The organism is Providencia sp. PROV189, from assembly GCF_028480065.1.
GTDB classification, from domain to species: Bacteria; Pseudomonadota; Gammaproteobacteria; order Enterobacterales; family Enterobacteriaceae; genus Providencia; species Providencia stuartii.
On record NZ_JAMPOG010000014.1, the window covers coordinates 1 to 23,276 of the forward strand.

At 39.1% G+C, this 23,276-nt stretch carries 16 protein-coding genes; 7 read left to right on the forward strand and 9 right to left on the reverse strand.

Annotated features, from left to right (window positions below):
- Positions 1-1,182: 1,182 nt before the first annotated feature.
- Positions 1,183-1,821, forward strand: a complete 639-nt coding sequence (grxB, locus tag PR833_RS10575; RefSeq protein ID WP_036940140.1) for a glutaredoxin 2 — start codon at positions 1,183-1,185, stop codon at positions 1,819-1,821.
- A gap of 101 nt (positions 1,822-1,922) precedes the next feature.
- On the opposite strand, the gene PR833_RS10580 is transcribed toward grxB, so the two are convergent.
- Together PR833_RS10580 and PR833_RS10585 are read right to left on the reverse strand one after the other, a co-directional pair.
- Positions 1,923-2,360, reverse strand: a complete 438-nt coding sequence (locus tag PR833_RS10580) for an META domain-containing protein (protein WP_014658307.1) — start codon at positions 2,358-2,360, stop codon at positions 1,923-1,925.
- Positions 2,361-2,376: 16 nt separating this feature from the next.
- Positions 2,377-3,375 carry a 2-hydroxyacid dehydrogenase gene (locus tag PR833_RS10585; protein ID WP_004919549.1) on the reverse strand — a complete coding sequence of 333 codons (999 nt, stop codon included), beginning with the start codon at positions 3,373-3,375 and terminating at the stop codon, positions 2,377-2,379.
- Between the two features lie 232 nt (positions 3,376-3,607).
- On the opposite strand from PR833_RS10585, the gene PR833_RS10590 reads away from it, so the two are divergent.
- From PR833_RS10590 to PR833_RS10600, 3 genes are read left to right on the forward strand one after another with little or no spacing between them, the layout of a single operon-like run.
- Positions 3,608-6,199, forward strand: a complete 2,592-nt coding sequence (locus PR833_RS10590; protein WP_113532855.1) for a YdbH family protein — start codon at positions 3,608-3,610, stop codon at positions 6,197-6,199.
- Between the two features lie 50 nt (positions 6,200-6,249).
- Positions 6,250-6,423 (forward strand): YnbE family lipoprotein, encoded by a 174-nt coding sequence (locus PR833_RS10595; RefSeq protein WP_004919554.1) that lies wholly within the window; start codon positions 6,250-6,252, stop codon positions 6,421-6,423.
- Complete coding sequence (locus PR833_RS10600; RefSeq protein ID WP_004919556.1) at positions 6,420-6,746, forward strand: YdbL family protein; 327 nt, start codon at positions 6,420-6,422, stop codon at positions 6,744-6,746. The genes PR833_RS10595 and PR833_RS10600 overlap by 4 nt, the downstream gene beginning before the upstream one ends.
- A 48-nt stretch (positions 6,747-6,794) precedes the next feature.
- On the opposite strand, the gene PR833_RS10605 is transcribed toward PR833_RS10600, so the two are convergent.
- Positions 6,795-7,394: an FMN-dependent NADH-azoreductase gene (locus PR833_RS10605; RefSeq protein ID WP_272526088.1), complete on the reverse strand. Its 600-nt coding sequence runs from the start codon at positions 7,392-7,394 to the stop codon at positions 6,795-6,797.
- Between the two features lie 217 nt (positions 7,395-7,611).
- On the opposite strand from PR833_RS10605, the gene hrpA reads away from it, so the two are divergent.
- Positions 7,612-11,502, forward strand: a complete 3,891-nt coding sequence (hrpA, locus tag PR833_RS10610; protein ID WP_272526089.1) for an ATP-dependent RNA helicase HrpA — start codon at positions 7,612-7,614, stop codon at positions 11,500-11,502.
- Between the two features lie 75 nt (positions 11,503-11,577).
- On the opposite strand, the gene PR833_RS10615 is transcribed toward hrpA, so the two are convergent.
- The 6 genes from PR833_RS10615 to ydgH all read right to left on the reverse strand — a co-directional run bounded on the left by PR833_RS10615 (position 11,578) and on the right by ydgH (position 19,787).
- Positions 11,578-12,546 carry a fimbrial protein gene (locus PR833_RS10615; protein ID WP_042116568.1) on the reverse strand — a complete coding sequence of 323 codons (969 nt, stop codon included), beginning with the start codon at positions 12,544-12,546 and terminating at the stop codon, positions 11,578-11,580.
- On the reverse strand, positions 12,543-15,029 hold the full coding sequence (locus tag PR833_RS10620; protein WP_272526090.1) for a fimbria/pilus outer membrane usher protein: 2,487 nt from the start codon (positions 15,027-15,029) through the stop codon (positions 12,543-12,545). Before PR833_RS10620 ends, PR833_RS10615 begins: the two co-directional genes overlap by 4 nt.
- Complete coding sequence (locus tag PR833_RS10625) at positions 15,010-15,723, reverse strand: fimbrial biogenesis chaperone (RefSeq protein ID WP_272526091.1); 714 nt, start codon at positions 15,721-15,723, stop codon at positions 15,010-15,012. The genes PR833_RS10620 and PR833_RS10625 overlap by 20 nt, the downstream gene beginning before the upstream one ends.
- An 8-nt stretch (positions 15,724-15,731) precedes the next feature.
- Positions 15,732-16,259, reverse strand: a complete 528-nt coding sequence (locus tag PR833_RS10630) for a fimbrial protein (protein ID WP_004919568.1) — start codon at positions 16,257-16,259, stop codon at positions 15,732-15,734.
- Between the two features lie 911 nt (positions 16,260-17,170).
- Positions 17,171-18,508 carry a basic amino acid/polyamine antiporter gene (locus tag PR833_RS10635; protein WP_004919572.1) on the reverse strand — a complete coding sequence of 446 codons (1,338 nt, stop codon included), beginning with the start codon at positions 18,506-18,508 and terminating at the stop codon, positions 17,171-17,173.
- A 328-nt stretch (positions 18,509-18,836) separates the two neighbouring features.
- The gene (ydgH, locus tag PR833_RS10640; protein WP_004919577.1) at positions 18,837-19,787 is read right to left on the reverse strand and encodes a DUF1471 family protein YdgH; all 951 of its coding nucleotides are present in this window, start codon (positions 19,785-19,787) and stop codon (positions 18,837-18,839) included.
- A gap of 384 nt (positions 19,788-20,171) precedes the next feature.
- On the opposite strand from ydgH, the gene pntA reads away from it, so the two are divergent.
- Positions 20,172-21,704, forward strand: a complete 1,533-nt coding sequence (gene pntA, locus PR833_RS10645; RefSeq protein ID WP_272526092.1) for a Re/Si-specific NAD(P)(+) transhydrogenase subunit alpha — start codon at positions 20,172-20,174, stop codon at positions 21,702-21,704.
- A 13-nt stretch (positions 21,705-21,717) separates the two neighbouring features.
- Positions 21,718-23,106, forward strand: a complete 1,389-nt coding sequence (pntB, locus tag PR833_RS10650) for a Re/Si-specific NAD(P)(+) transhydrogenase subunit beta (protein WP_272526116.1) — start codon at positions 21,718-21,720, stop codon at positions 23,104-23,106.
- Positions 23,107-23,276: the final 170 nt, after the last annotated feature.

The window sequence follows — 23,276 nt, forward strand, 5'->3', positions numbered from 1 at the left end:
TAATTTAGCTAAGCCATATATTGAAAAGACCTTACAATTTATATTAGTAAGTGTTCTCATGTGTTAATTAAAATGAGAATAATAATTATAACAGAAATATTACTATATAAACATTTGATATAAATTAATTGTTTTACTTTTTGTTTTTTAGTTTTTGTATTTGATTATTTTAAGGCTTGATTATATTTAAATAAACCTTATTCATTTTTTCTTTTATCGATACTCGATTATGGATATGTCGTTCTCTAATATATAACCTTAGATGTTAGTGATATGTATCTAAAAAGCTATTAATTTTCACGGTAAGTATTTTTATTGAGGGTTTTATTGGTATATAAAAATATTAACATTAATTAATATTAAGGAAATTTAATGTTTATTGCTGTTTTACGGAGGATTATTGAATAAAAATTCATGTGGTAAATATACGTATGCTTATAATAAATTATTAAAATAATAATAAAGTAGAGTGAAAAAAGTCAATAAGTATATAATGAAATTAATCAATTAACTGTAATTGCGGTCTTGAGAGGGGAGTGCTAGAAAGGATTGTAATTATTAAATCTATTTATAATCAATTACTTATTTCTTCATTCTAATCAGAAGGAGAGTAATATAAATTACATTTTAATAACAAAAAAATGCAAGATATAGATAAGCTCATCATAGATCCCTAATGACATAGTAAAAATAACTATTAATGTAAAAAAGCTAACAGAAAGCAGTTTCGCCATAATTAATTGATAAAACTCTATTGGTAAATATGTGTTTATAGTTTTAGTATAACTGAACTTAAATATTAAAAATGATGTAATGTGTAAACATACATTTCTGGTAGCGCATACTAACAACTAACGCCATTGTTCAGGTATTTTTTGAAGTTATAGACTAACTGATCTGATTAAACCAGTTTTTTATGCTGTATATATGGTATAATACAGTGGTAGAAGTCGGTGATATTGGCCTGAATTACTGCAAATTGTAACAAAATTGAATGTTCACAAAAGGGCGAAATGAAGAGGTTCGCTGATAAATATCTTGCATAACTCATCGGTTAGAACAGATTTAGTGGTGGGTTACTTAAAGTTAATGAATTTTACAACTTTGTTACATTCATGCCTTTCGCTATACTAACATAATAATCAATATGATTGTCACCACTTAAATGAAGAGGATCTTATAATGAAACTCTATCTTTATGATCATTGTCCGTTTTGTGTTAGAGCAAGAATGATATTCGGATTTAAAAAAATCGCTGTAGAGCAGATATTTTTGATGGAAGATGATAAAGCGACGCCAACCAAAATGATTGGCCGCAAAATGTTGCCTATTTTGCAAAAAGATGATGGTGACTATTTACCAGAGAGTCTAGATATAGTTCATTATGTCGATCAGCTAGTAGAGCCAGCAATCGCTCAACATGCTGTTTCTCCAGAGATTGATAAATGGTATAACACCGTTTCAACTACAGTATATAAATTGGTTGTTCCACGTTTTACACAAGCCGATTTTCCTGAGCTAAGGACCCCAGAGGCGAGAGCCGCTTATATTGAAAGGGAAGAGCGTGCTTTTGGTGATCTGAATACGTTATTAAAAGAAACGCATACATTAATTGTGGAGCTTGAACCACATATGGATGCTTTAGATGCATGGTTAGAAACGCGTAATAGCAACAATATTATGGATGATATTATTATCTTCCCTTTATTGCGCAGTTTATCAATAGTGAATGACTTACCGTTTAGCACCACTATACTGAATTATATGAAAAATATCGCTCAAATAACGGGGGTAACCCTGCTGTTTTCACAAGCAAGGTAAAGTTAGCTATTTTGAAACCGTGTTATTATCAAGCAAAAATCCCATTATTCATGACAAATAATGGGATTTTTAATTAGTCGTCACTTGAAAATAAAGAAAAATTAATTAACGTAATCTTTCAAAACATAAACCAGTTTATACCTACCTTGTGACAAAGTAAGCTTTTTATCATTATAGGATATATCAGCACCTTCGGTTAGCATACGTTTAATTAATGGATCCCATTTTGATAAGTCTTCATCAACGCACTCTAATTCTGTTTTGGATAGATGCTTAACAACAAGCGTTGCATTATTGATCCGACCCATTCCATGAAAATCATTGCACATAGTGGCAGAGACAAACATTTTTTCGCCAAAGGACAAACTAGGAACGCCGACTTTACCAACGATGGGGTGCCCATCAACCTCTGTTAGTACAAAATTATGATGGATTAACTGTTGCTCAGTCACATTATCGCTGTTATCAGCACTCACATTTTGGGTTTGGCAGGCTGCTAATAAAAAACCCAATAGTGTTAAAGGGATTATCCGTTTCATTATCATTTTGCCTCTATTAGGCTTTGACAATGTTAGGACAATCTTCGCCATTATTAAGTTGGCGGATGTTCCCTAAAGTTGTTTCGCTGATACTGGTTAATGCTTCTTCCGTTAAGAAAGCCTGGTGACCCGTAAATAGCACATTATGGCATGATGAAAGGCGACGGAAAATATCATCTTGGATAACGTCATTCGATTTGTCTTCAAAGAACAATTCGCGTTCATTTTCATAAACATCCATACCAAGAGAGCCAATTTTCTGTGCTTTAAGTGCACTAATGGCTGCAACAGAATCGATGAGAGCGCCACGGCTTGTATTGATGATCATTACGCCATTTTTCATTTTATTAAATGCGTTTTCATCTAATAAATGGTGATTTTCGGGCGTGAGAGGGCAGTGTAAAGAGATAATGTCAGAATTTTTGTATAAAGTATCTAAATCCACATATTCTGCACCTAAATCGAGGACCACTTGATTTGGGTAAGGGTCATGGGCGAGTAAACGCATACCAAACCCTTTTAAGATCCTCAGCGCGGCTTGGCCAATTTTACCCGTACCGATAATACCGACAGTGCGGTTATGCATATTAAAGCCCGTTAACCCTTCTAAAGAAAAATTAGCATCTCGGGTACGTTGATAGGCTCGGTGGATACGACGATTAAGGCATAACATCATCCCCACGGCATGTTCGGCAACTGCTTCAGGTGAATAGGCGGGCACACGCACAACTTGGATCCCAAGCTCTTGTGCTGCGACTAAATCAACATTATTAAAACCTGCGCAACGTAATGCTAAAATGCGGATATTAAGCGCCGCAAGCTCTTCTAATACTTCACGGCTAGCATCATCATTAACAAAGATACATACGGCATCAGCGCCGACAGCATTTTTTGCTGTTTGTACTGTTAATGGAAAATCAAAGTATTCGATATTAAAATCAAACTCGGATCCTTGATTGACTTGATCCATATGTTTACGATCATACTGTTTAGTACTGTAAGAAACGATTTTCATCTAAGAAACTCCGTGTACTATTCGTTAGGAACCCAAAATAAGGGGTAGCTAAAAAAGTGGCTACCAAGCATTAAGGTCAGAATAAGATAATTATTACAGTAAATCATCAAAAAAATACTGAAAGCGCGCCTTTATTGCGCTTTAATTGGTGATTGTAGTCGTTTAAAGATATAACGATCTTGATTAGCACCAATATTCACAATCGATATAGATAAAACAAGGAAGCTGTTTGATGAAAAGGGCACTTAAAATATTACTCTTAAGCGTTGTAGGATGCGTTGTGCTCTTATCTATTTTATGGGTCACAGTAACCCGTTGGCTTCCTATTGTTGCAAAATCTTATTTACCCGAAAACGTGACGCTGTCATTTAGCCAGCCTGTATATCGTCATGATCAATTAATTGTTGATAGCATACAATTGAAGGCAGGCGACTGCTTGTGGTTTGATGCTAAAAAGAGCCGTTTTTCGCTTTTTCCATTACATTTAGCAATTAATGAGTTAACTGAAGATAATCAATGTTTAAGTCAGTTGTCTTCAGATGAAAAAGATAGCGAAAGTACACCACTATCGGTGATTGAATTGATTGATAACTTACCTTCATTTTCATTGGTCATTGAAAATGCCAAGGTATCGCCTTGGGAAGAGTATCAAGGCAGTATTTGGCTGTATCGAAATGAAGGGACGCCATTAGCTTTAGATTATCGTGGTGATAAATTATCTTTTTCAACCAATATCACTGCTAACCATCAACTCAATATCGAACATTTTTCCGTTCAATTACCAGAACAAGAGCAGCGCCTTGAACTCGATGGCGAGTTAAGCTTACCACTAACGACAGAATCACTTCCGACATCAGGCATACTCTTTGCTGAATTTTTATTAACTCAGCCAAGCAAATCCCTGTATGCGAAATTGCGGTGGCTGGATGATCAAGGCACATTGTCTTTATTTGATAAGCAAAGTGGTCAAGAAATTTTTCATTTGCCTTGGCAAGTGTCAGCCAACATGATCCGTATTGAGGATGGGCGTTGGCAGTGGGAAGAGAGTGAGGTTCCATTACATGGCGGTATTTCGTTACAAATAGAGAATTGGCAGTCGGGCCTGAGTGACATGGTGATTAGTGGGCGTACTAATATGATGACCGAGGCTCAAAAAGGTAAAGCGAATTTAGTATTAAATTTACCAGCTAATAAAATTAATTTACTCGATGCAGATATTCATTTTCAGCTAAATGGGCAATTGAAATATGATGATATGGTTTTAGATATCAACTTGCCGTCAAAAATATCGGGTCAATTAATTTCACCCGCAATTTCATTTCTTCCCGGCTCACTCTTACGAGCTTATGGGCGTGTTTCACCGACGCTACTATTACAAGAAGCGCGCTTACCTTTAGCGGGTACTTCATTGAGTGCGGAAGGGATCACCGGGCGCCTCCAAGCTATTTTAAAAGTGAAAGAGCAGTATTGGGGGGATTTCGCCATTCATTTAGACGGTCAGGCGAATAAGTTTATATTTGATAAAGGCAAGTGGTTTTGGAATTATTGGGGAAATGCACAATTACCGGCTTTAGCGGCGCATTGGGATATCAAAGGGCAAGGTAGTTGGCAAGATTCGTTAATTACCCTAAATACGTTAAACACTGGGTTTGACCAAATAAAATATGGTTTGCTTTCGATGACGGCAACACGCCTTATTTTAACAAAACCTTTATTTTGGCAACGTGATCCGGCTAAAGAGAACTTCCAAGGTGAACTCCAACTTACCAGTAACCGAATGCAATTTGGAGCCGCAAGCTATTTGCCTAAAACGACTGTTAATGCGGCTCTAAAAGGTAAATCACCGGCTGATTTTCAGTTAAAAGCTGATTTAAGTACTAAAGACGTAGGGCCAATCGTTATTTTTAGTCGATGGGATGGCGAACGTTTTCGGGGGCAAGCGCGTTGGCCAGAACAATCAGTGAGCGCATTCCAAACATTGATCCCAAATGATTTAGGGATCACCTTGCGTGAAGGAAAACTTTTTTCACAAGCCGCTTTTTCGATTGATCCAGAAACCGGTTTTATCGCGGGAGGGCACTGGCGTGTAGAAAATACGGGAATGTGGCTTAAAGATGGTGAAGTGAGTGGCTTAGATTTCGTTTTACCTTGGAAATTACAAAATAGCACATGGACGTTAGGTGAAAAATCGGCTGTACAATTACGTATCAAGCAATTAAATAATTTGTTTGAACTAACCGATATTCGAGCCGATTTATCAGGTACTTACCCGCCAACAGATGCAATGCCATTAAAATTGAGCCAAGTTGGTTTTAATTTATTAGGGGGGAAGGTAGAGCTTGATTTACTCCGTTGGCCACAAAAACAGCCAGCCACAATCAGACTACATCAAATTGAATTAAGCCGATTATTTACCATACTCAAAGTAACTCAGTTTGCGGCCTCTGGTCGCGTTGATGGGGAATTACCTTTTTACCTTAATAATCCAGAGTGGATCGTTAAAAATGGTTGGTTAGAAAATAGTGGCCCGTTGGCCTTGCGTCTTGATACTCAGTTTGTTGAGTCAATTAAGGCTGATAATATGTCTGCAGGAGCAGCGATAGGTTGGTTGCAATACTTGGAAATTTCTCGCAGCCGTACCGATGTGAATATCACCAATTTAGGCTTGTTGACAATGAAAACCATTATCCAAGGTTTTAATCCTCAAGAATCTAAAAAAAGAGAAGTCCACTTAAATTACACACATGAAGAGAATATCTTCCAATTATGGCGTAGCCTACGTTTTGGCAGTAACTTAGAAGAGTGGCTGGAAAAAAATATCTAAAGGAATAAGGATTAACAGTGAAAATAATCGCGACGAGTGTATTTACATTGATGGCAATGATGCTGACAGGTTGTTTGCGGGTTGAGGTAGCGACACCTGATAAACCCATTAATATCAACATGAATGTTAAAATTGAGCACGAAATACTCATTAAAGCTGATAAGCAAGTTGAAGACTTACTTAAAGAAAATAGTGATCTTTTTGGTAAGGTGGAAGCACAATGAAGACCATTTTCCAAGCGTTGATGATATCCGGTTTATTTGTTTTTTCGGCTGCTGCACTAACCGTTGATGAGGCAAAAAATCAAGGGTTAGTTGGTGAAACATTATCGGGTTATTTAGCGGTAGTTACCCACGGTAATGCGGAAGTTGATGAGCTTGTCACTGAAATTAACCGTGAGCGTGAAATCAAATACAGTGAAATTGCGAAGAAAAACAATCTAAAAACTAGGGATGTGGGTAAAATAGCGGGGCAGAAACTCGTTGAAAGAGCCGCGAGTGGGGAGTATGTACGCGGTATTAATGGTCAATGGCTGAAGAAAAAATAATATGCGCATGATTTGTTCACACGCACATCATTGTAAGGTCAATTGCGGTTAAGCGATAACCGTATCGATGCATTGACGAGCATCTTGCTGTGCTTTTTCAGCCGATTCAGTACCTAATGCAGTACCCTCAGCAAAAATAAATTCGATATCGGTGATACCGATAAAGTTTAAGAACAGTTTTAAAAATGGAACAATAATGTCAGAAGCCGTATCTTTATAGATGCCACCTCGGCTGGTTAACACAAATGCACGTTTATTTTCTAATAAACCGACTGAGCCTTGTTCAGTATATTTAAAGGTCTCTCCCGCTCTTGCAATAAAATCAAAGTAATTTTTAAGATGGGAAGGGATATTCAAATTGTACATTGGCGCAGTAATGACAATCACATCATGTTGTTTGATTTCATCGATCAATTGGTTAGATAATGCTAAATGCGCTTTCTGCTGTTCAGTTTTACTGTCGTCTGGTGCGAAAGCTGCTAAAATTTCCGCATCAATCGCTGGAATTGGGTTGCTGACAAGATCACGGATGGTTATGCTATCGCTCGGGTTTTTTTCTTGCCATTGTTCAATAAAGTAATCTGCCATTTTGTTACTGTGTGAATAGTCTGCCAGAATACTTGATTTCAACAACAATACTTTTTTCATCGTTTTACCTTAAAACTCATTGATTTATATCGTAATTAATAATACAGATTTTAATCATCAATGAAAGAAAGAATTTTAGAAGAGTTATATCAAAAAAATTGATGTTGCCATTTATTCTGTGATATTGATGGCGTTTTTATCATGATGGTAATGACAGCCTATATTCAACAAAATGGCATAAAATAGTTAAATAATAAGGATTTAAAAAGTGGAATCCATGCTGACAGCCTTAGAAGCTGATATTGGACAAACTTCATTACGTGACCAACGGTTACTGAAAAAGCGTCTTCAAGGAATAGTTAAAATTCGTGATGAAAAATCACGAGTTGCGGTACTGAATGCGATAAAAGCGGATGTTGAAACAGCGAAACAAAAAATTTCGAACAAGCTGCTTAATCCACCTAAAATCGTCTATCCAGAAAATCTTCCTGTTAGTCAAAAAAAACAAGCTATTTATGATGCGATAAAACAGCATCAAGTGGTGATCATCGCGGGTGAAACAGGGTCCGGTAAAACGACTCAGATCCCCAAAATATGTCTGGAATTAGGGCGAGGCGTTAAAGGGCTAATCGGTCATACACAACCAAGGCGACTAGCCGCTCGTGCGGTAGCAACCCGTCTAGCTCAAGAGCTTGAAAGCGAAGTCGGAACTATTGTTGGTTATAAAGTTCGCTTTAGTGATCAAGTGAGTGATAGTACACAAGTCAAATTAATGACAGATGGCATTTTGTTAGCAGAACTGCAAAATGATAGGTTACTGCTGCAATATGATACGATCATTATCGATGAGGCCCACGAACGTAGCCTAAATATCGATTTTATCTTAGGTTACCTGCGCCAATTATTACCTAAACGTCCTGATCTAAAAGTCATTATTACGTCAGCAACTATCGATCCTGAACGTTTCTCTCGCCATTTTAATCAGGCACCCATTATTGAAGTGTCGGGGAGAACTTATCCCGTTGAAGTGCGTTATCGCCCGATTATGGGGGATGATAATGACAGCGACCGCGATCAAATCGATGGCATCATTGATGCTGTAAATGAGCTTGGGCAGGAAAGCTCAGGGGATATTTTGATCTTTATGAGCGGTGAACGAGAAATCCGCGATACCGCTGATGCCTTGTCAAAATTACAATTGCGCCATACCGAAATTTTACCGCTATTTGCTAGGCTATCGAATAGTGAACAAAATCGCATATTCCACCCACATGGTGGGCGGCGAATTATTTTAGCTACTAACGTTGCTGAAACGTCTTTGACCGTGCCTGGCATCAAATATGTTATTGATACTGGTTATGCGCGAATAAGCCGTTACAGTGTTAGAACCAAGGTGCAGCGCTTACCTGTTGAACCGATCTCCCAAGCTTCAGCAAATCAGCGTAAAGGTCGCTGTGGTCGTGTTTCTGATGGTATTTGTATTCGTTTATATTCTGAAGAGGACTTTTTAAGTCGCCCAGAGTTTACCGATCCTGAAATACTAAGAACCAATTTGGCGTCTGTTATTTTACAAATGACCTCAATTGGCTTAGGGGATATTAGCGCATTTCCATTTGTCGAAGCTCCGGATAAACGTAATATTCAAGATGGCGTGAAGTTATTAGAAGAGCTTGGGGCTATTCAGGCGCATCAACAGAGTGAACGCGGTTATATATTGACGGATATTGGTCGTCAATTGGCGCAACTACCGGTTGACCCACGTCTCGCTCGAATGGTGATAGAAGCGAGAAAGCTAGGGGCAGTCAGGGAAACCATGGTGATTGTGGCGGCATTATCGATTCAAGACCCAAGGGAGCGCCCATTAGATAAACAACAAGCGGCAGATGAAAAGCATCGCCGCTTCCACGATAAACAATCTGATTTCTTAGCATTCCTTAATCTGTGGGATTACTTAAAAGAGCAGCAAACCGCTTTATCAAATGCGCAATTTAGAAAAATATGCCGCCAAGATTTTTTGAACTATTTACGCATTCGAGAGTGGCAAGATCTCTATACTCAATTGAGGCAAGTTGTTAAAGAGCAAGGTTTTCCAATTAATAGTGCAGCGGCAGATTACCGGTGTATTCATACATCATTACTTGCTGGGCTGCTATCTCATATCGGTCAAAAAGATGTGGAAAAACCAGAATTTACAGGCGCTAGGAATGCAAGATTCACTATCTTCCCCGGCTCAGGTTTATTTAAAAAGCCCCCAAAATGGGCAATGGTCGCCGAGTTAGTAGAAACGTCAAAATTATGGGGGCGGGTGGCTGCAACTATTGAGCCTGAATGGATAGAGCCGTTAGCGGAGCACCTTGTTAAGCACCATTACAGCGAACCTCATTGGTCTAAATCGCAAGGTGCTGTGATGGCCTCTGAAAAGGTCACTTTGTATGGATTACCGATCGTCGCCGCGCGCCAAGTGAATTACGGGAAAATCGACCCCTTATTGTGTCGCGAGCTTTTCATTCGTCATGCACTTGTCGAAGGGGATTGGGTTACTCGTCACGCATTTTTCAGGGAAAACCGTAAGCTATTGGCGGAAGTTGAAGATTTAGAACACAAGTCTCGTCGTCGTGATATTTTGGTTGATGATGAAACCTTGTTTGCGTTTTATGACCAGCGTATCCCTAATGATGTGATCTCTACTCGCCATTTTGATAAGTGGTGGAAGGTTGCTTCAAAACAGCAGCCCGATCTCCTGAACTTTGAAAAAAATATGTTGATCAAAGAGGATGCGGCGCACGTTTCATTGCTAGATTATCCAAACTTTTGGCATCAAAGTGAGCTTAAATTCCGCTTAAGTTATCAATTTGAACCAGGAACGGAGGCAGATGGGGTGACAGTGCATATCCCATTAGCCATTTTAAACCAAGTACACAATGTTGGTTTTGAGTGGCAAGTCCCGGGGTTACGTCAAGAACTGATTATTGCGTTGATTAAATCATTACCTAAGCCTGTACGTCGGAATTTTGTGCCTGCACCTAATTATGCCGCGGCATTTCTTGAAAGAGTACCGACACCAGATGGTAGCCTACTTGATAAGCTTGAGCGTGAATTACGTCGCATGACAGGGGTGACTGTTGAACGTGATGCTTGGCAATTAGACCAACTACCTAGCCATTTGAAAATGACATTCCGCGTAGTGGGTGAAAAAAATAAAACCATCGCTGAAGGTCAAGATCTGGATGAATTGAAAAATCGGCTCAAAGAAAAGGTACAAGAAACCCTTTCCGAAGTGGTTGATGATGGCATTGAACAAAGCGGCTTACATATCTGGAGCTTTGGTGAGTTACCTCAACGTTACGAACAGAAACGAGGAGGGTATTCTGTTAAGGCTTATCCGGCCTTAGTGGATGAAAGAAACAGTGTTGGGATCCGCGTTTTCGAAACCGAATTTGAACAACAACAAGCGATGTGGGGTGGTGTACGTAGGTTACTGTTACTGAATATTCCATCGCCAATTAAATACTTACATGAAAAACTCCCGAACAAATCTAAACTGGGATTATATTTTAATCCGTATGGAAAAGTTTTAGAGTTAATCGATGATTGTATCGCCTGTGGTGTTGATCAACTCATAGCGACTTATGGTGGCCCTGTGTGGACGGAAGATGGGTTTGGCAAGTTACAAGAGTTTGTGCGGGCTGAACTCAATGATGCAGTTGTACAAATCGCGAAACAAGTTGAGCAAATACTCACTGCGGTATTTGCAATCAATAAACGCTTAAAAGGACGCGTTGACTTTGCGATGGCAATGGCACTTTCGGATATAAAAGGGCAGATGTCTAACTTAGTCTTTAAAGGCTTTGTCACTGAACATGGTTGGAAACGGCTTCCTGACGTGCTCCGTTATTTGAATGGTATTGAGCGCCGATTAGAAAAACTGGCGATTGATCCTAATAGAGACCGTGCCCAAATGAGTAAAGTGGAGCATGTGACACAAATGTGGCAGCAATGGAAGGCGAAACTGACACCAGTACAACAACAATTACCGGAAGTACAAGAGATCCGTTGGATGATCGAAGAGTTGCGTATAAGCCTATTTGCACAGCAGCTTGGTACGCCGTATCCGATTTCGGATAAACGGATTATTCAATCAATGGAAAATTTAAGTCAGTCACTGTGATAAAATACAGAATTAGATGATAACCCTCAAAACCCCATCATGATGCTAAAGATGGGTTTTTTTTATCGTTATCGGTTATGGATAAACAATTTGTAATGTCGCAGTTGCATTCGCTTTCCCAGCACTAACAGAGGGGTGGATTTGCACATATTGAGCTTCGAAATAAATGGCATAGGGGGAGCGGTCAAAACTAGTTCCCAAATTAAAGACTTTATTTAGAGGGATTGGCTCACCTTGAAAACGCAGTTGTAAACCAATCCCTTGGGCGCTATCAGGTCTTTTATCTAGTGCAATCACAGAATGATCTGCACTGTGACTGGCTCGCCCACTAAGGATAATGCCCACAGGGGTTTCTCCACTACAATTTAGCGTAAGATAAAAAGAGACGGGGGCGGAATGGCTACCAATCCCCCTAAACTGGCTCTGTTTAACTTTCTTCATTTTTACTCGTTTATGTTTTTCGAGCAGTTCACAGCTAGGCGTAACAATCTTTGTATTTAGGAAACGATAACTTTGAACAGGTAAATGACCAATTGATGCTTCAATCAGACGATGAGAGCTAAGTATCCCTGAACCTGTGATGTTTTTTGTTTTCACCAATTGTACTCGGATCCCATTTAATGCATTACCACAATAGCTATAACGATGAGAGGTAATGTGGCAAGCATTGGGTGAGTCATTAACAAAAGGTAACTTATCTCGGCTAAATGCCGCTCCCTGTGAGATAAAGCGAAGGCCAATACCGTCAATATTTGTTTGATAAATTGAGTTATAACCATTTGATAGTAATGGGAACTGGCTATTTTCCCATTTTGCTTGAACGGGTGAGCGACAATCTACCATGATTGGATTGTCACTAAGACCGTTTAAGGTCACCTCTTGGATCACCGACCCTACCGCTAATCGATGAGGTACAGTTACCGTACCGAGGGATAACACAGTATGATGTGGCGTGAAATTTGGCACATATTGGCATTGAGAAGCATAAGCGTTATGTGTAACGAATATACAGCAAGGCCATAAACGAGAAATTAAAGTCATCATAAAGCTTCCTTGCGCTGACAAATCACCGGAACATGGTAAAACCCTTGATTCAGATCTGTTTCTAATAGTTGGTATTGAAATTCACATTGCTGCGATTGTTTTGCTCCCCATTTCAATTTTATTGTGCCTGATGGCTCAAGCCCACTTAAATAGACTTGGCCCATATCGTTAATAATCCCTACATTAATATCATTGCTTGTTAGTTCTCCTTTTTCTGTTACGAGGCTGGCAAGCGCACCAAAAGGGGCCAATTTCCCATCCGCAAGCCGAATAGTAAAGAAAGAGCGTTTGCCCCGTTTGACGGGGAAGTGAACCAGTACCAATGCCCCTTTCGTTGGTAAAATAGATTGAAAACTCGTTTCAATTTCAGTATCTACGGGTAAGGTCTGTGTATCAATAACAAAGTTATTACGCCGATAAGGTTGTAGCTGATTGATAATCGCATGGCCTTTGCTATCGGTATTGGTATTGAGTTGAGCATCCAAACGGACGTCTTGCGTATTAGGTACAACCAATAAAGCGGAAGTTTCGCCACGACTCGGTGTTAGCGTGATGCCATACGGATGAGCCACCACTGAACTTCGAAACCCATAGTGCAATTGATGCTCTTGTTTGTAGCCATAACCCGCATTTAAAATAAATTTATTATGATGATACTGAGTATAAAATCGTGTGTCTGATTCATTTTTCGGCCTCATACAACAGCGGTTATTTAGAGAGTTATGCTGTAGAGTATAAGAAATAAAATTATCTTCTAGGATGGCTCCCGTTAATGTTGCTTGCTGGCTTTGATAGTTATTTGGCGCATATTGTGATTGGTAACTAAAATGCGTATTAGGCAACCAAGTGTTCACTGGAATAATTATGGAAGCAGAAAAGATATACTCTGGTTTTTGCTCAATGATAGAATAATTTGACTGGCAGTTAAGGCTAAAATGGTATTCGTTTATATTGCCTGAATAATTGAGATTATAGGCCCACTGATATCCTCTTTGCTCTCTAAACCTCTGTTGCGATGCTGATAATGATATATTTCCAAAATAACCTAACCCTTGTGATAAATGTAGCTTAATGATCTGTTGAGGGTAGGCGGTGTTAGATAAGTTTATTTTATCCAATACATCAGTGAACTGCCGTAACTTAGGGTTATCGGTCCATTGAACATTAAATGTAAACTCAGTTGCGGTGGGCGTGATTAACTTTGAATATTCAAACTGATAACTATTTGATTTATTTTTCTGACTGTAGGATTGTGTCCAATCAATAGTCAAATCGCCAAATTCATTGGCTGAAAATGAACTGCCTAATATCAGTGATTTAAAAGGTGATGAGAAAATAGAACCAGTATACGCAGTGATATTATTGTTAATACCATATTTTATTTCGCTATGAAAAAAATAAGGTGGTGCAGAGCGTGAGCGGTTAGAGACCATTCCACTGTTTAAGGCATAGCGAAATTTGCCTTTTTTGATCATCAGTGGCGAAGAAGAAAAAGGGTATTGGTATTGACGAACTCGACCACTAGACTCAGTGATCGTCATTTCTAAGACGCCTTTATGGGCTAATGGTTTCAATTGATTTAGTGTAAATGGCCCCGCAGGTAAATAATCATTATAAATGATAATATTATTTTGCCTTACGGTCACCTGAGCAGGACTATGATTAATACCTTGTAATATGGGGGAATAATATGCATCATAATCCGGAAACATTAATTCATCATTAGAGAGTGAGACCCCTTTAAAAGAGTATGGTATAAAAAATGAGGAGGCAAGGTAATACTCGCCTAAGATAAATTGACTTTTTAATGACCTAATCGGGTAGGATAAAGTTGTATTATAACTCTCCCATTGTTGGTGTGAGTTTGAATAGACTAAATTATTTCTTAGGCGCCATCCTAGATAGTTAATACCATTTTGCAATGACAGGTTAAAGCTATTATTGTCATTAATGTACTTATTCGAGTTATAACTTCCGGATAGGTTATAATCAATATAAGCTGACGTTACGCCATCATCCCATTGTGATTGAAGGTTATTCTCATTAGTGTCACTATTTAAGTAATGATGAGGGATATTGATATCCAACGTTAAGTGATTAAAGTCAAAATGATGAGAATAACCCTCGATAATTGTTGAAAGGTGGCTAGCTAGGTTGTCATTTTTATCAAACGCCATTGTATTTAATGTTTTTTCATGCAGGCCAATTTTTAATAATTGATTTCGACTGAATATTGGTACTAACTGTTGATCTATATATTGAAAACTTACATTTTCAGTAAATAGTCTAACATTGTTGACAATAACATCAACGGCATAAATCCCTTCGGGTTGATTATCTAGATTTAATATAATATTTTCAATGTCATTAATATTTTCAATGTTATCAAGTGCCTCAAGATTAAAATATTCAGCATATGCCAAAAGTGGAGTCGTGATTAAAAACAGCATTAATAAAGTGATATTATTTTTTTTCATCATCATTAAAGAGTTGTTGAGAAATTAATTGTGTTTTACCGCCATAATCATTTAATGCGCTCCAAGAAACAGAATTCAATTGAGGCAATACTATTTTCCAAGATAATTGCCCAAAGGGGGCTATCATGCCAGGCTCTGCAATCTCTTTACCATTAAGGTATAGTTCTCGCAGCGTAATATAGTGCCCAGTAGGATTTGTTGCCGTTACTTTTTGGTTATTATAGCTAAAGGTGACCTCTTTAAATGCAGATTCGGCACTGCTATTTAAAGATTCAGGCCGATAAAATAGCTTGAAACTGGATTTCACAACAATATGTAAATTATTTTCTGTATTTTCATGAATGGCAGGAAGAGACTTGATATGTAACCAGTAGAGAGTTTCTTGATCAGTTTGGTTTAATGGCGCCACTTTTATCACTCTTAATTTATTTAATGAGGCAGGTTTTAGCTTAAATAGTGGTGGTGTAATAATAAAATCATTAGACCGTTGATTATCTTTCTCAACCCATGATTGAATAAGGTAAGTCGTTTGCTCCTCAGGGTTCTCAATAGATAATGATATTTCCCTATCGTTTTCAGGATAAACAAACCGCGTGCCATTAATAATAATTCCGGCATAAGAGAGAAAAGGAAGCAATAATAAAAAGGTGACTGTTATTTTCATGATAATTAATAAGAGAGAAGAAAACCTCTCTCTCATCTCCTCTTTTATTGATAAATAATGCTGAAATGCGCTAATGCATCTGCTGAGCCGGGAATGATTTGATCACTGGTTGCAATATATTTAGCCACAAAATTCATTTCTACCGTTTTACTTGGGGTTATTTCTTTAAACTGGCTTCCCCCATTTAGTGGTATACGGCGAACACTATTTTCTTCATAAAGGCCTATTGCAATACCTGTTGCAGCAGGTGAGGTTGCATTTGGTGATAATCCTAATAAAGAAGGGTTAGCACTATCACTTTTACCATCAAACTTAAATTGAATTTTCTTATAATCGGTAGGGCAATTAGATAATGTTATTCTAAATGGTGTTGCTGCGGCAGCACTATTTTTATTAGTAAAAGCGGCTACAGAAACCTTCCCCATATTTACCACTTTATGTACAGAATTAGTATCAACAGAGCACGCCGTTGGAATTATACTGCCAACGAACTTTATTTCACCATCTGCTGAAAAAGAAATAGAATGATTAAAAAATAAAATAAGTAATATATATTTTAATAAACTGTTCATTGTATGACCTTGTAAATTATTTGCTGTGTGATTTCTATCAGTATATGTTGCTGATTGAGCGCAATATAATAAGTCTATTTTTTATGTTAAAAAGGGGTAAATTGGCGTGCACAAAACCAAATGATTTGATATCGACTTTCTTTTTCATCCTAAAATTTTGTTTTTAACATTTGCATTATGAAAATGATTTTCAGCATGATACTCCGTTTATTGTTCTTAAAAATTAAGAGTAGGGTATAACCGTTAAATTTTTAACGATTATAGCATCAAAACACACTTGTTTAGTTACAACATACTAGTTGTTTGGAGAGTACCTAATGAAACAACAGTGCCAATACAAAAGATAACGTGACTAGGCTAGCTAAAAATTAAATGGGAAATCAATCCAAGGTAGGGCGAATAGGGGGGAAATGGTAAATCAGAGTCTCTATTTACTCCCTTTGCTAGTTTTAGCAGAGAGAGTAAAAACACAAACTGTCTGTATGGGAAATGAGCAAAACACTACAGTGTTTTACTTGTTACGCTATGCAAATAGGGCGAGCCATTGGTTTTTACGGCGTTTAAAGAGAATGGGTGTAACTCCTTTGAGCCTTTCTCATTTAACTTCTGGCGACATCTAATTTTTCTGGCACAGGCACTATTCGAAAAATGAAGCTTATTGATTTTTTTAACTTTAGCGCTAAAACCAATGTCTTGTGATGATTGAATTCTCTCATTTTTGGTTATGGTATATGAATGTTCATTACGTAATATTAAGTGCATGTTACCTCCTGAATGCAATCATTAGATAATATATGATTCACTTACAAATGATTTAAAAAAGCGCTGCTAGAACTAATGAAGGAAGAAGTATCGATGAGATCACTACACTGAATACTAGAGCCTTTTCAGTGTAGTGATTGTAGTTGAAGCTAGAATAGATAGTAGGTTGCGGGCACTGCCCCCGCGATAATAGCCAGAGCGATAATCTTTTCAGCCATATTAAGTGGAGCTTGTTGGGATTGCTGAGTTCGCGCATACCAAAAAACAAGTATACCAGGCGCATATAAAACGACAGACAGCATAAGGTTGATCAGTCCAGAAGCATAAAGCAGCCAAAGACCATAGAGGCTGGCCACCATTCCAACCATCAGTAGCAGCTTATTATGGCGTTCAAAAGCGACTTTTATGAGAAAAGCACCCACTAAAAAGTAAGGAACCAAAATCATCTCAGAAGCGATTGTTAGGAGCGTATTGTAATTACTCCCACTTAGCCAAATTAAGACTAGAGAAAGCTGTACGGCACCATTTGTTAACCACAGGGAGGAGGATGGAGCATCATTCTTATTCAGTTTATTGAATATTTTAGGGAATGATTGATATTGCGCTGCGATATAAGGCACTTCGGCAGCCATAATTGTCCAACTCAGGTATGCTCCACACACAGAGATAATAAGCCCCGCTGCGATAATGATCTCACCACTTGAACCAATTAAACCTACCATTAAATTGGCCATTGATGGATTTTTTATTTCAGCAAGCTCAGCCCTTGGCATAAGGCCTAACGAGAGAAGTGTCACTAGGATATAGATGATTAATGCAGAACTAACGGCGAAAACAGTGGCTAAGCCAACATCACGGCGGTTTTTAGCGCGAGCAGAGACAACGACAGCTCCTTCGATACCAATAAACACCCACAACGTGATCAACATAGTGTCTTTAACTTGCTGCCAAACAGGCACTCCGAGGGAAATCCCACTAAAATCTGCATCGAACACATCAAGTTTGAAAGCGACAAATGCTAGGATAATAAATAGCCCTAATGGGATTAATTTTGCCATAGTGGCTAGCTTATTAATTCCCGCCGCCGTTTGAACACCACGCAACACTAAATAGTGCACAATCCATAATAAGATGGATTCACCAACTAAGGCTTGCCAAGTGTTACCATCGCCAAAAATAATCCTATCGGGTGTATCAGTAAAAAAGCTGATAGCCGCAAAAACGATAACTAAGTAAGAGACATTAGCGATAACCGCACATAGCCAATAACCCCATGCGGAACAAAAACCAATCAGTTCACCGAAACCTTCTTTTGCATAAGTAAAAATGCCCCCATCAAGATCTGGGCGTATACGAGAAAGTAGCAGTAGAGAGAAAGCTAAAAATAAAATGCCAATGCCTGTAATTGACCAGCCAATGATAAGTGCCAAAGGGCTGGCAACTTCAGCCATATTTTGTGGAAGGCTAAAGACACCTGCACCCACCATTGAGCTGAGAACTAATGCGGTGAGTGCTGTAAGACTGAGTGTATGTTTCAATGTATGTCCTGGTTATTCTACAATCAAAAGTTAAAATAACGTTAAATCTACAATTTTATAATGTATTTAAGCTGGAACAATTTTAAATTATAGATTGTTTATCTGTCGTACTGATAAAGTGAGGGGGATTCTACGAATGAAACGACGGTTATGCAATGGAAAACTATTCAGTTTGATAAGATTTTTATTCAGTGGGAAAATCAGCAGTCAAACGTTTTTTTCAGAAATAAAAAAGCCAGCTCGAAAATGGAGCTGGCTTGGTTAGTTAGTATACTTATTACTTAAAGAGGTCAGCGCTGATGGTTACGCTACCGCCATTTGACTGCCACTCACGTGTGATATGGAAGTATTTGGCACCTTTAGCTTCAGCACGTTTGGCAATTTGATAACGCACTTCTGGTGTATTGGTGTAATAACCCGAGAAAGTGATCGAATCAAATGGAACCATTTGTGCAGCAGCGGTTTTATTAACTTCTTCGATAACATAGCCACTTGGCAATGTTACGCTGGTTTTGCCTGGTGCACTGCTTGATGTTTCAAAGAAACGACCAACGGCAGTAGTTGGTTCTTCAGATGAAGCAACGCCAGGAATACGTACTTTTTTGGCGGCTTCACCACCTTCCGCTAATAATGCTTGACCCGCTTCTGAATCTGCTGGTACGACAGCTTCCTCTAGCTGAACTTGGCGCTTAGGCGCATCTTTTTTATAGACATAAGCGGTAGCTAGGGTATTTCCACCATCATTTACAGCGATGTTACGAACAACATAGAATGATGCTGCGCCTTTTTCTTTTGCTTTCTTCGCAATAGCTTCATAAAGATCAGGCTGAGAAGGGTAGAAACCACTGACGGTAACAGCATCAAATGGTTCATACTGTGTTGCGTCTGCTTTTGACATCTCTTCAACGCCACCAAATACGCGACGTTTGCTTTCTTCCACAGATTTTGCATCTTTTTGGTAAAGATCTGCAACAACGCGCATGTTACCGCTATCACCCACATCATCAAGGCTCTGGATATAGAAAGCGTAAGCGCCTAATTTATCAGCCCGGCGTGAGACGGCATCGGATGCTTCATAAATAGCATTAAAGCGCCCAGTCACTGTTATGCGCTCATAAGGTTTTAACTCTTCAGCCTGTTTGGGCGTCAGTTCAACAGCTGCCTGTACAGCAGTAATACTGGTTAATGATAACACCGCGGCTGCGATGGCCGTAGTTTTCAGCTTCATACAAAATCCTTCCGACTTGCGCAATTTATTTTAAAAGTGCTGAACTTTAGTTGTATCACATGGCTATGATTATTACACGTAACCAATCAAGTTGTCTCATAATTTTATTTTTTATAAGAAATAAATATTCATTGACTAGTCATAATTACCAGATTTTTTTAGCTATCCAGTATTTTATTGACCTAAAACTAAGATTTTCACTGCGAATTCCATTTACTGTTTAAGAATCGAGATCAATTATGGATCAAGAAGGTTATTTTCAGTAGGTTATTAGAACTCCATAGAACTGTTTTCGGCTAAAAATAGGACTTTTCTATCTAAGATGGTTAATTTTTAGCAAATTTAACAAATACAAAATTACTTTGGCTTTGAAAAGGGAACATTATGCGTATTGGTATACCTAGAGAACGACTTGCCAATGAAGCTCGTGTTGCTGCTACACCCTCGACGGTGACTCAACTGATTAAGTTAGGTTTCAGTGTCTGTATCGAAAGTGAAGCAGGACATTTAGCGAGTTTTGAGGATGCGGCTTATGAGCAGTCGGGGGCTGAGATTGTTGATCGTGACACCGCTTATTCAGCCGATATTGTTTTTAAAGTCAATGCACCACTAGACGATGAAATTGGATTACTGAAAGAAGGTGCAACGCTGGTGAGTTTTATCTGGCCAGCGCAAAATGCTGAATTGATGGATGCCTTAAAAGCAAGAAACATCAATGTATTCGCTATGGATGCAGTGCCGCGGATTTCCCGTGCGCAATCATTAGATGCCTTAAGTTCAATGGCAAATATCGCAGGTTATCGTGCAATTGTCGAAGCTGCTCATGAATTTGGTCGTTTTTTTACTGGTCAAATTACAGCAGCCGGTAAGGTACTGCCAGCGAAAGTGATGGTCATTGGTGCTGGGGTTGCTGGGCTGGCGGCAATCGGTGCTGCTGGTAGCTTGGGAGCGGTTGTACGTGCATTTGATACGCGTCCAGAAGTTAAAGAGCAAGTGCAGAGTATGGGGGCCGAATTCCTTGAGTTAGATTTCAAAGAGGAAGCAGGCAGCGGCGATGGCTATGCGAAAGTCATGTCCGAAGCGTTTATTAAGGCGGAAATGGCTTTATTTGCTGCACAAGCTAAAGAAGTCGACATTATCGTCACTACCGCACTTATTCCTGGGCGTCCAGCACCTAAATTAATTACCAAAGAGATGGTTGAGTCAATGAAACCTGGTAGTGTGATTGTTGACTTAGCGGCGCAAACAGGGGGGAACTGTGAGTTAACCCAAGCGGATAAATTGGTTGTGACTGATAATGGCGTCAAAATTATTGGTTATACCGATTTACCAAGCCGTCTACCGACTCAATCATCGCAATTGTATGGCACAAACCTTGTTAACTTGATGAAGTTACTGTGCAAAGAGAAGAATGGCGAAATCAATATTGATTTTGATGACGTTGTGATCCGCGGTGTTACCGTTATTAAACAAGGTGAAATCACGTGGCCTGCTCCCCCCATTCAAGTATCTGCTCAGCCGCAGGCGAAGCCTCAAGTGGCGGAAAAAGAAAAAGCGCCTGAGAAGAAGAAAATGTCGCCTGTAGTTAAGTATGGCTTAATGGCATTAGCGATCATTCTATTCGGTTGGTTTGCAAACTCAGCGCCAAAAGAGTTCTTATCACACTTTACGGTATTTGCTCTCGCTTGCGTTGTCGGTTATTACGTTGTGTGGAACGTAACACATGCGTTGCATACACCATTGATGTCTGTCACCAATGCAATTTCAGGCATTATTGTTGTCGGTGCAGTATTGCAAATAGGCTCGGGAGGATGGGTTAGTTTCTTATCTTTCATTGCCATATTGATTGCAAGTATCAATATATTCGGTGGGTTTACTGTTACCCAGCGTATGTTAAAAATGTTTCGTAAAGGATAAGGGGTAACGTATGTTGTCGAGTGGAATTGTAACGGCAGCTTATATTGTTGCTGCTATCCTATTTATATTCAGCCTAGCAGGGTTATCACGCCATGAAAGCTCTCAGCGTGGTAATACTTATGGTATTGCAGGTATGGCGATTGCTTTACTGGCTACCATCTTTGGCCCAGATAGTGCCAATATTGGCTGGATGATTGTTGCGATGGTCATTGGTGCAGTGATTGGTATTCGTCTGGCCAAAAAAGTTGAAATGACCGAAATGCCAGAATTGGTCGCTATTTTACATAGCTTTGTTGGTCTAGCGGCTGTTTTGGTTGGTTTTAATAGTTTTATTGCCAGTGAAGGTCATGTAGACGCGGTGATGGAAAATATCCATCTGACGGAAGTGTTCTTAGGCATATTTATTGGTGCGGTCACCTTCACAGGATCTGTGGTGGCTTATGGGAAATTGTCCGGTAAGATCTCATCGAAACCGATGATGCTACCTAATCGCCACAAACTAAACTTAGCGGCGCTTGTTGTCTCATTTGTGTTATTGCTGATCTTTGTTAAAACAAATAGTGTTGGTTTACAAGTCTTTGCCATGCTGATCATGACGGTTATTGCTTTGGCATTTGGCTGGCACTTAGTTGCTTCGATTGGTGGTGCAGATATGCCAGTTGTTGTGTCAATGCTGAACTCATATTCAGGTTGGGCAGCCGCTGCGGCAGGTTTTATGTTGAGTAATGACTTGCTCATCGTGACAGGAGCACTGGTCGGTTCGTCGGGTGCTATCCTCTCTTATATTATGTGTAAAGCTATGAACCGCTCCTTTATCAGTGTTATTGCTGGAGGCTTTGGTACAGATGGCTCCTCAACGGGTAATGAAGAGGAGATGGGCGAATACCGTGAAACAACGGCGGAAGAAGTGGCAGAATTATTGAAAAATTCAACCTCTGTCATTATTACTCCAGGTTATGGATTAGCGGTTGCTCAAGCACAATATCCTGTTCACGATATTACGGCTAAGTTGCGTGAGAGAGGCATCAATGTGCGTTTCGGTATCCACCCTGTAGCAGGGCGCTTACCTGGGCACATGAACGTCTTATTAGCTGAAGCAAAAGTACCTTATGACATAGTACTGGAAATGGATGAAATTAATGATGATTTCTCTGATACCGATACAGTATTGGTTATTGGTGCGAACGATACTGTTAACCCTGCGGCACAAGAGGATCCAAATAGTCCAATTGCAGGCATGCCAGTGTTGGAGGTTTGGAAAGCAAACAATGTGATTGTATTTAAGCGTTCAATGAATACCGGCTATGCAGGTGTACAAAATCCATTGTTTTTCAAAGAAAACACGCAGATGTTATTTGGTGATGCAAAAGCCAGCGTTGATGCGATTTTAAAAGCACTTTAATATACTAACCTCAAAAGCTCTGTAGGCAACTACAGGGCTTTTTTATGGGTAAAAATGGGTTGTATAAGAAACTATCTTATTAAAAATTTAGTCTATCTCATTATGTTGTGCATTAGTTTCATTTTAATTTTAAAACCGGAGAATAGAAAATAGCCGTCATTTTATCGTCC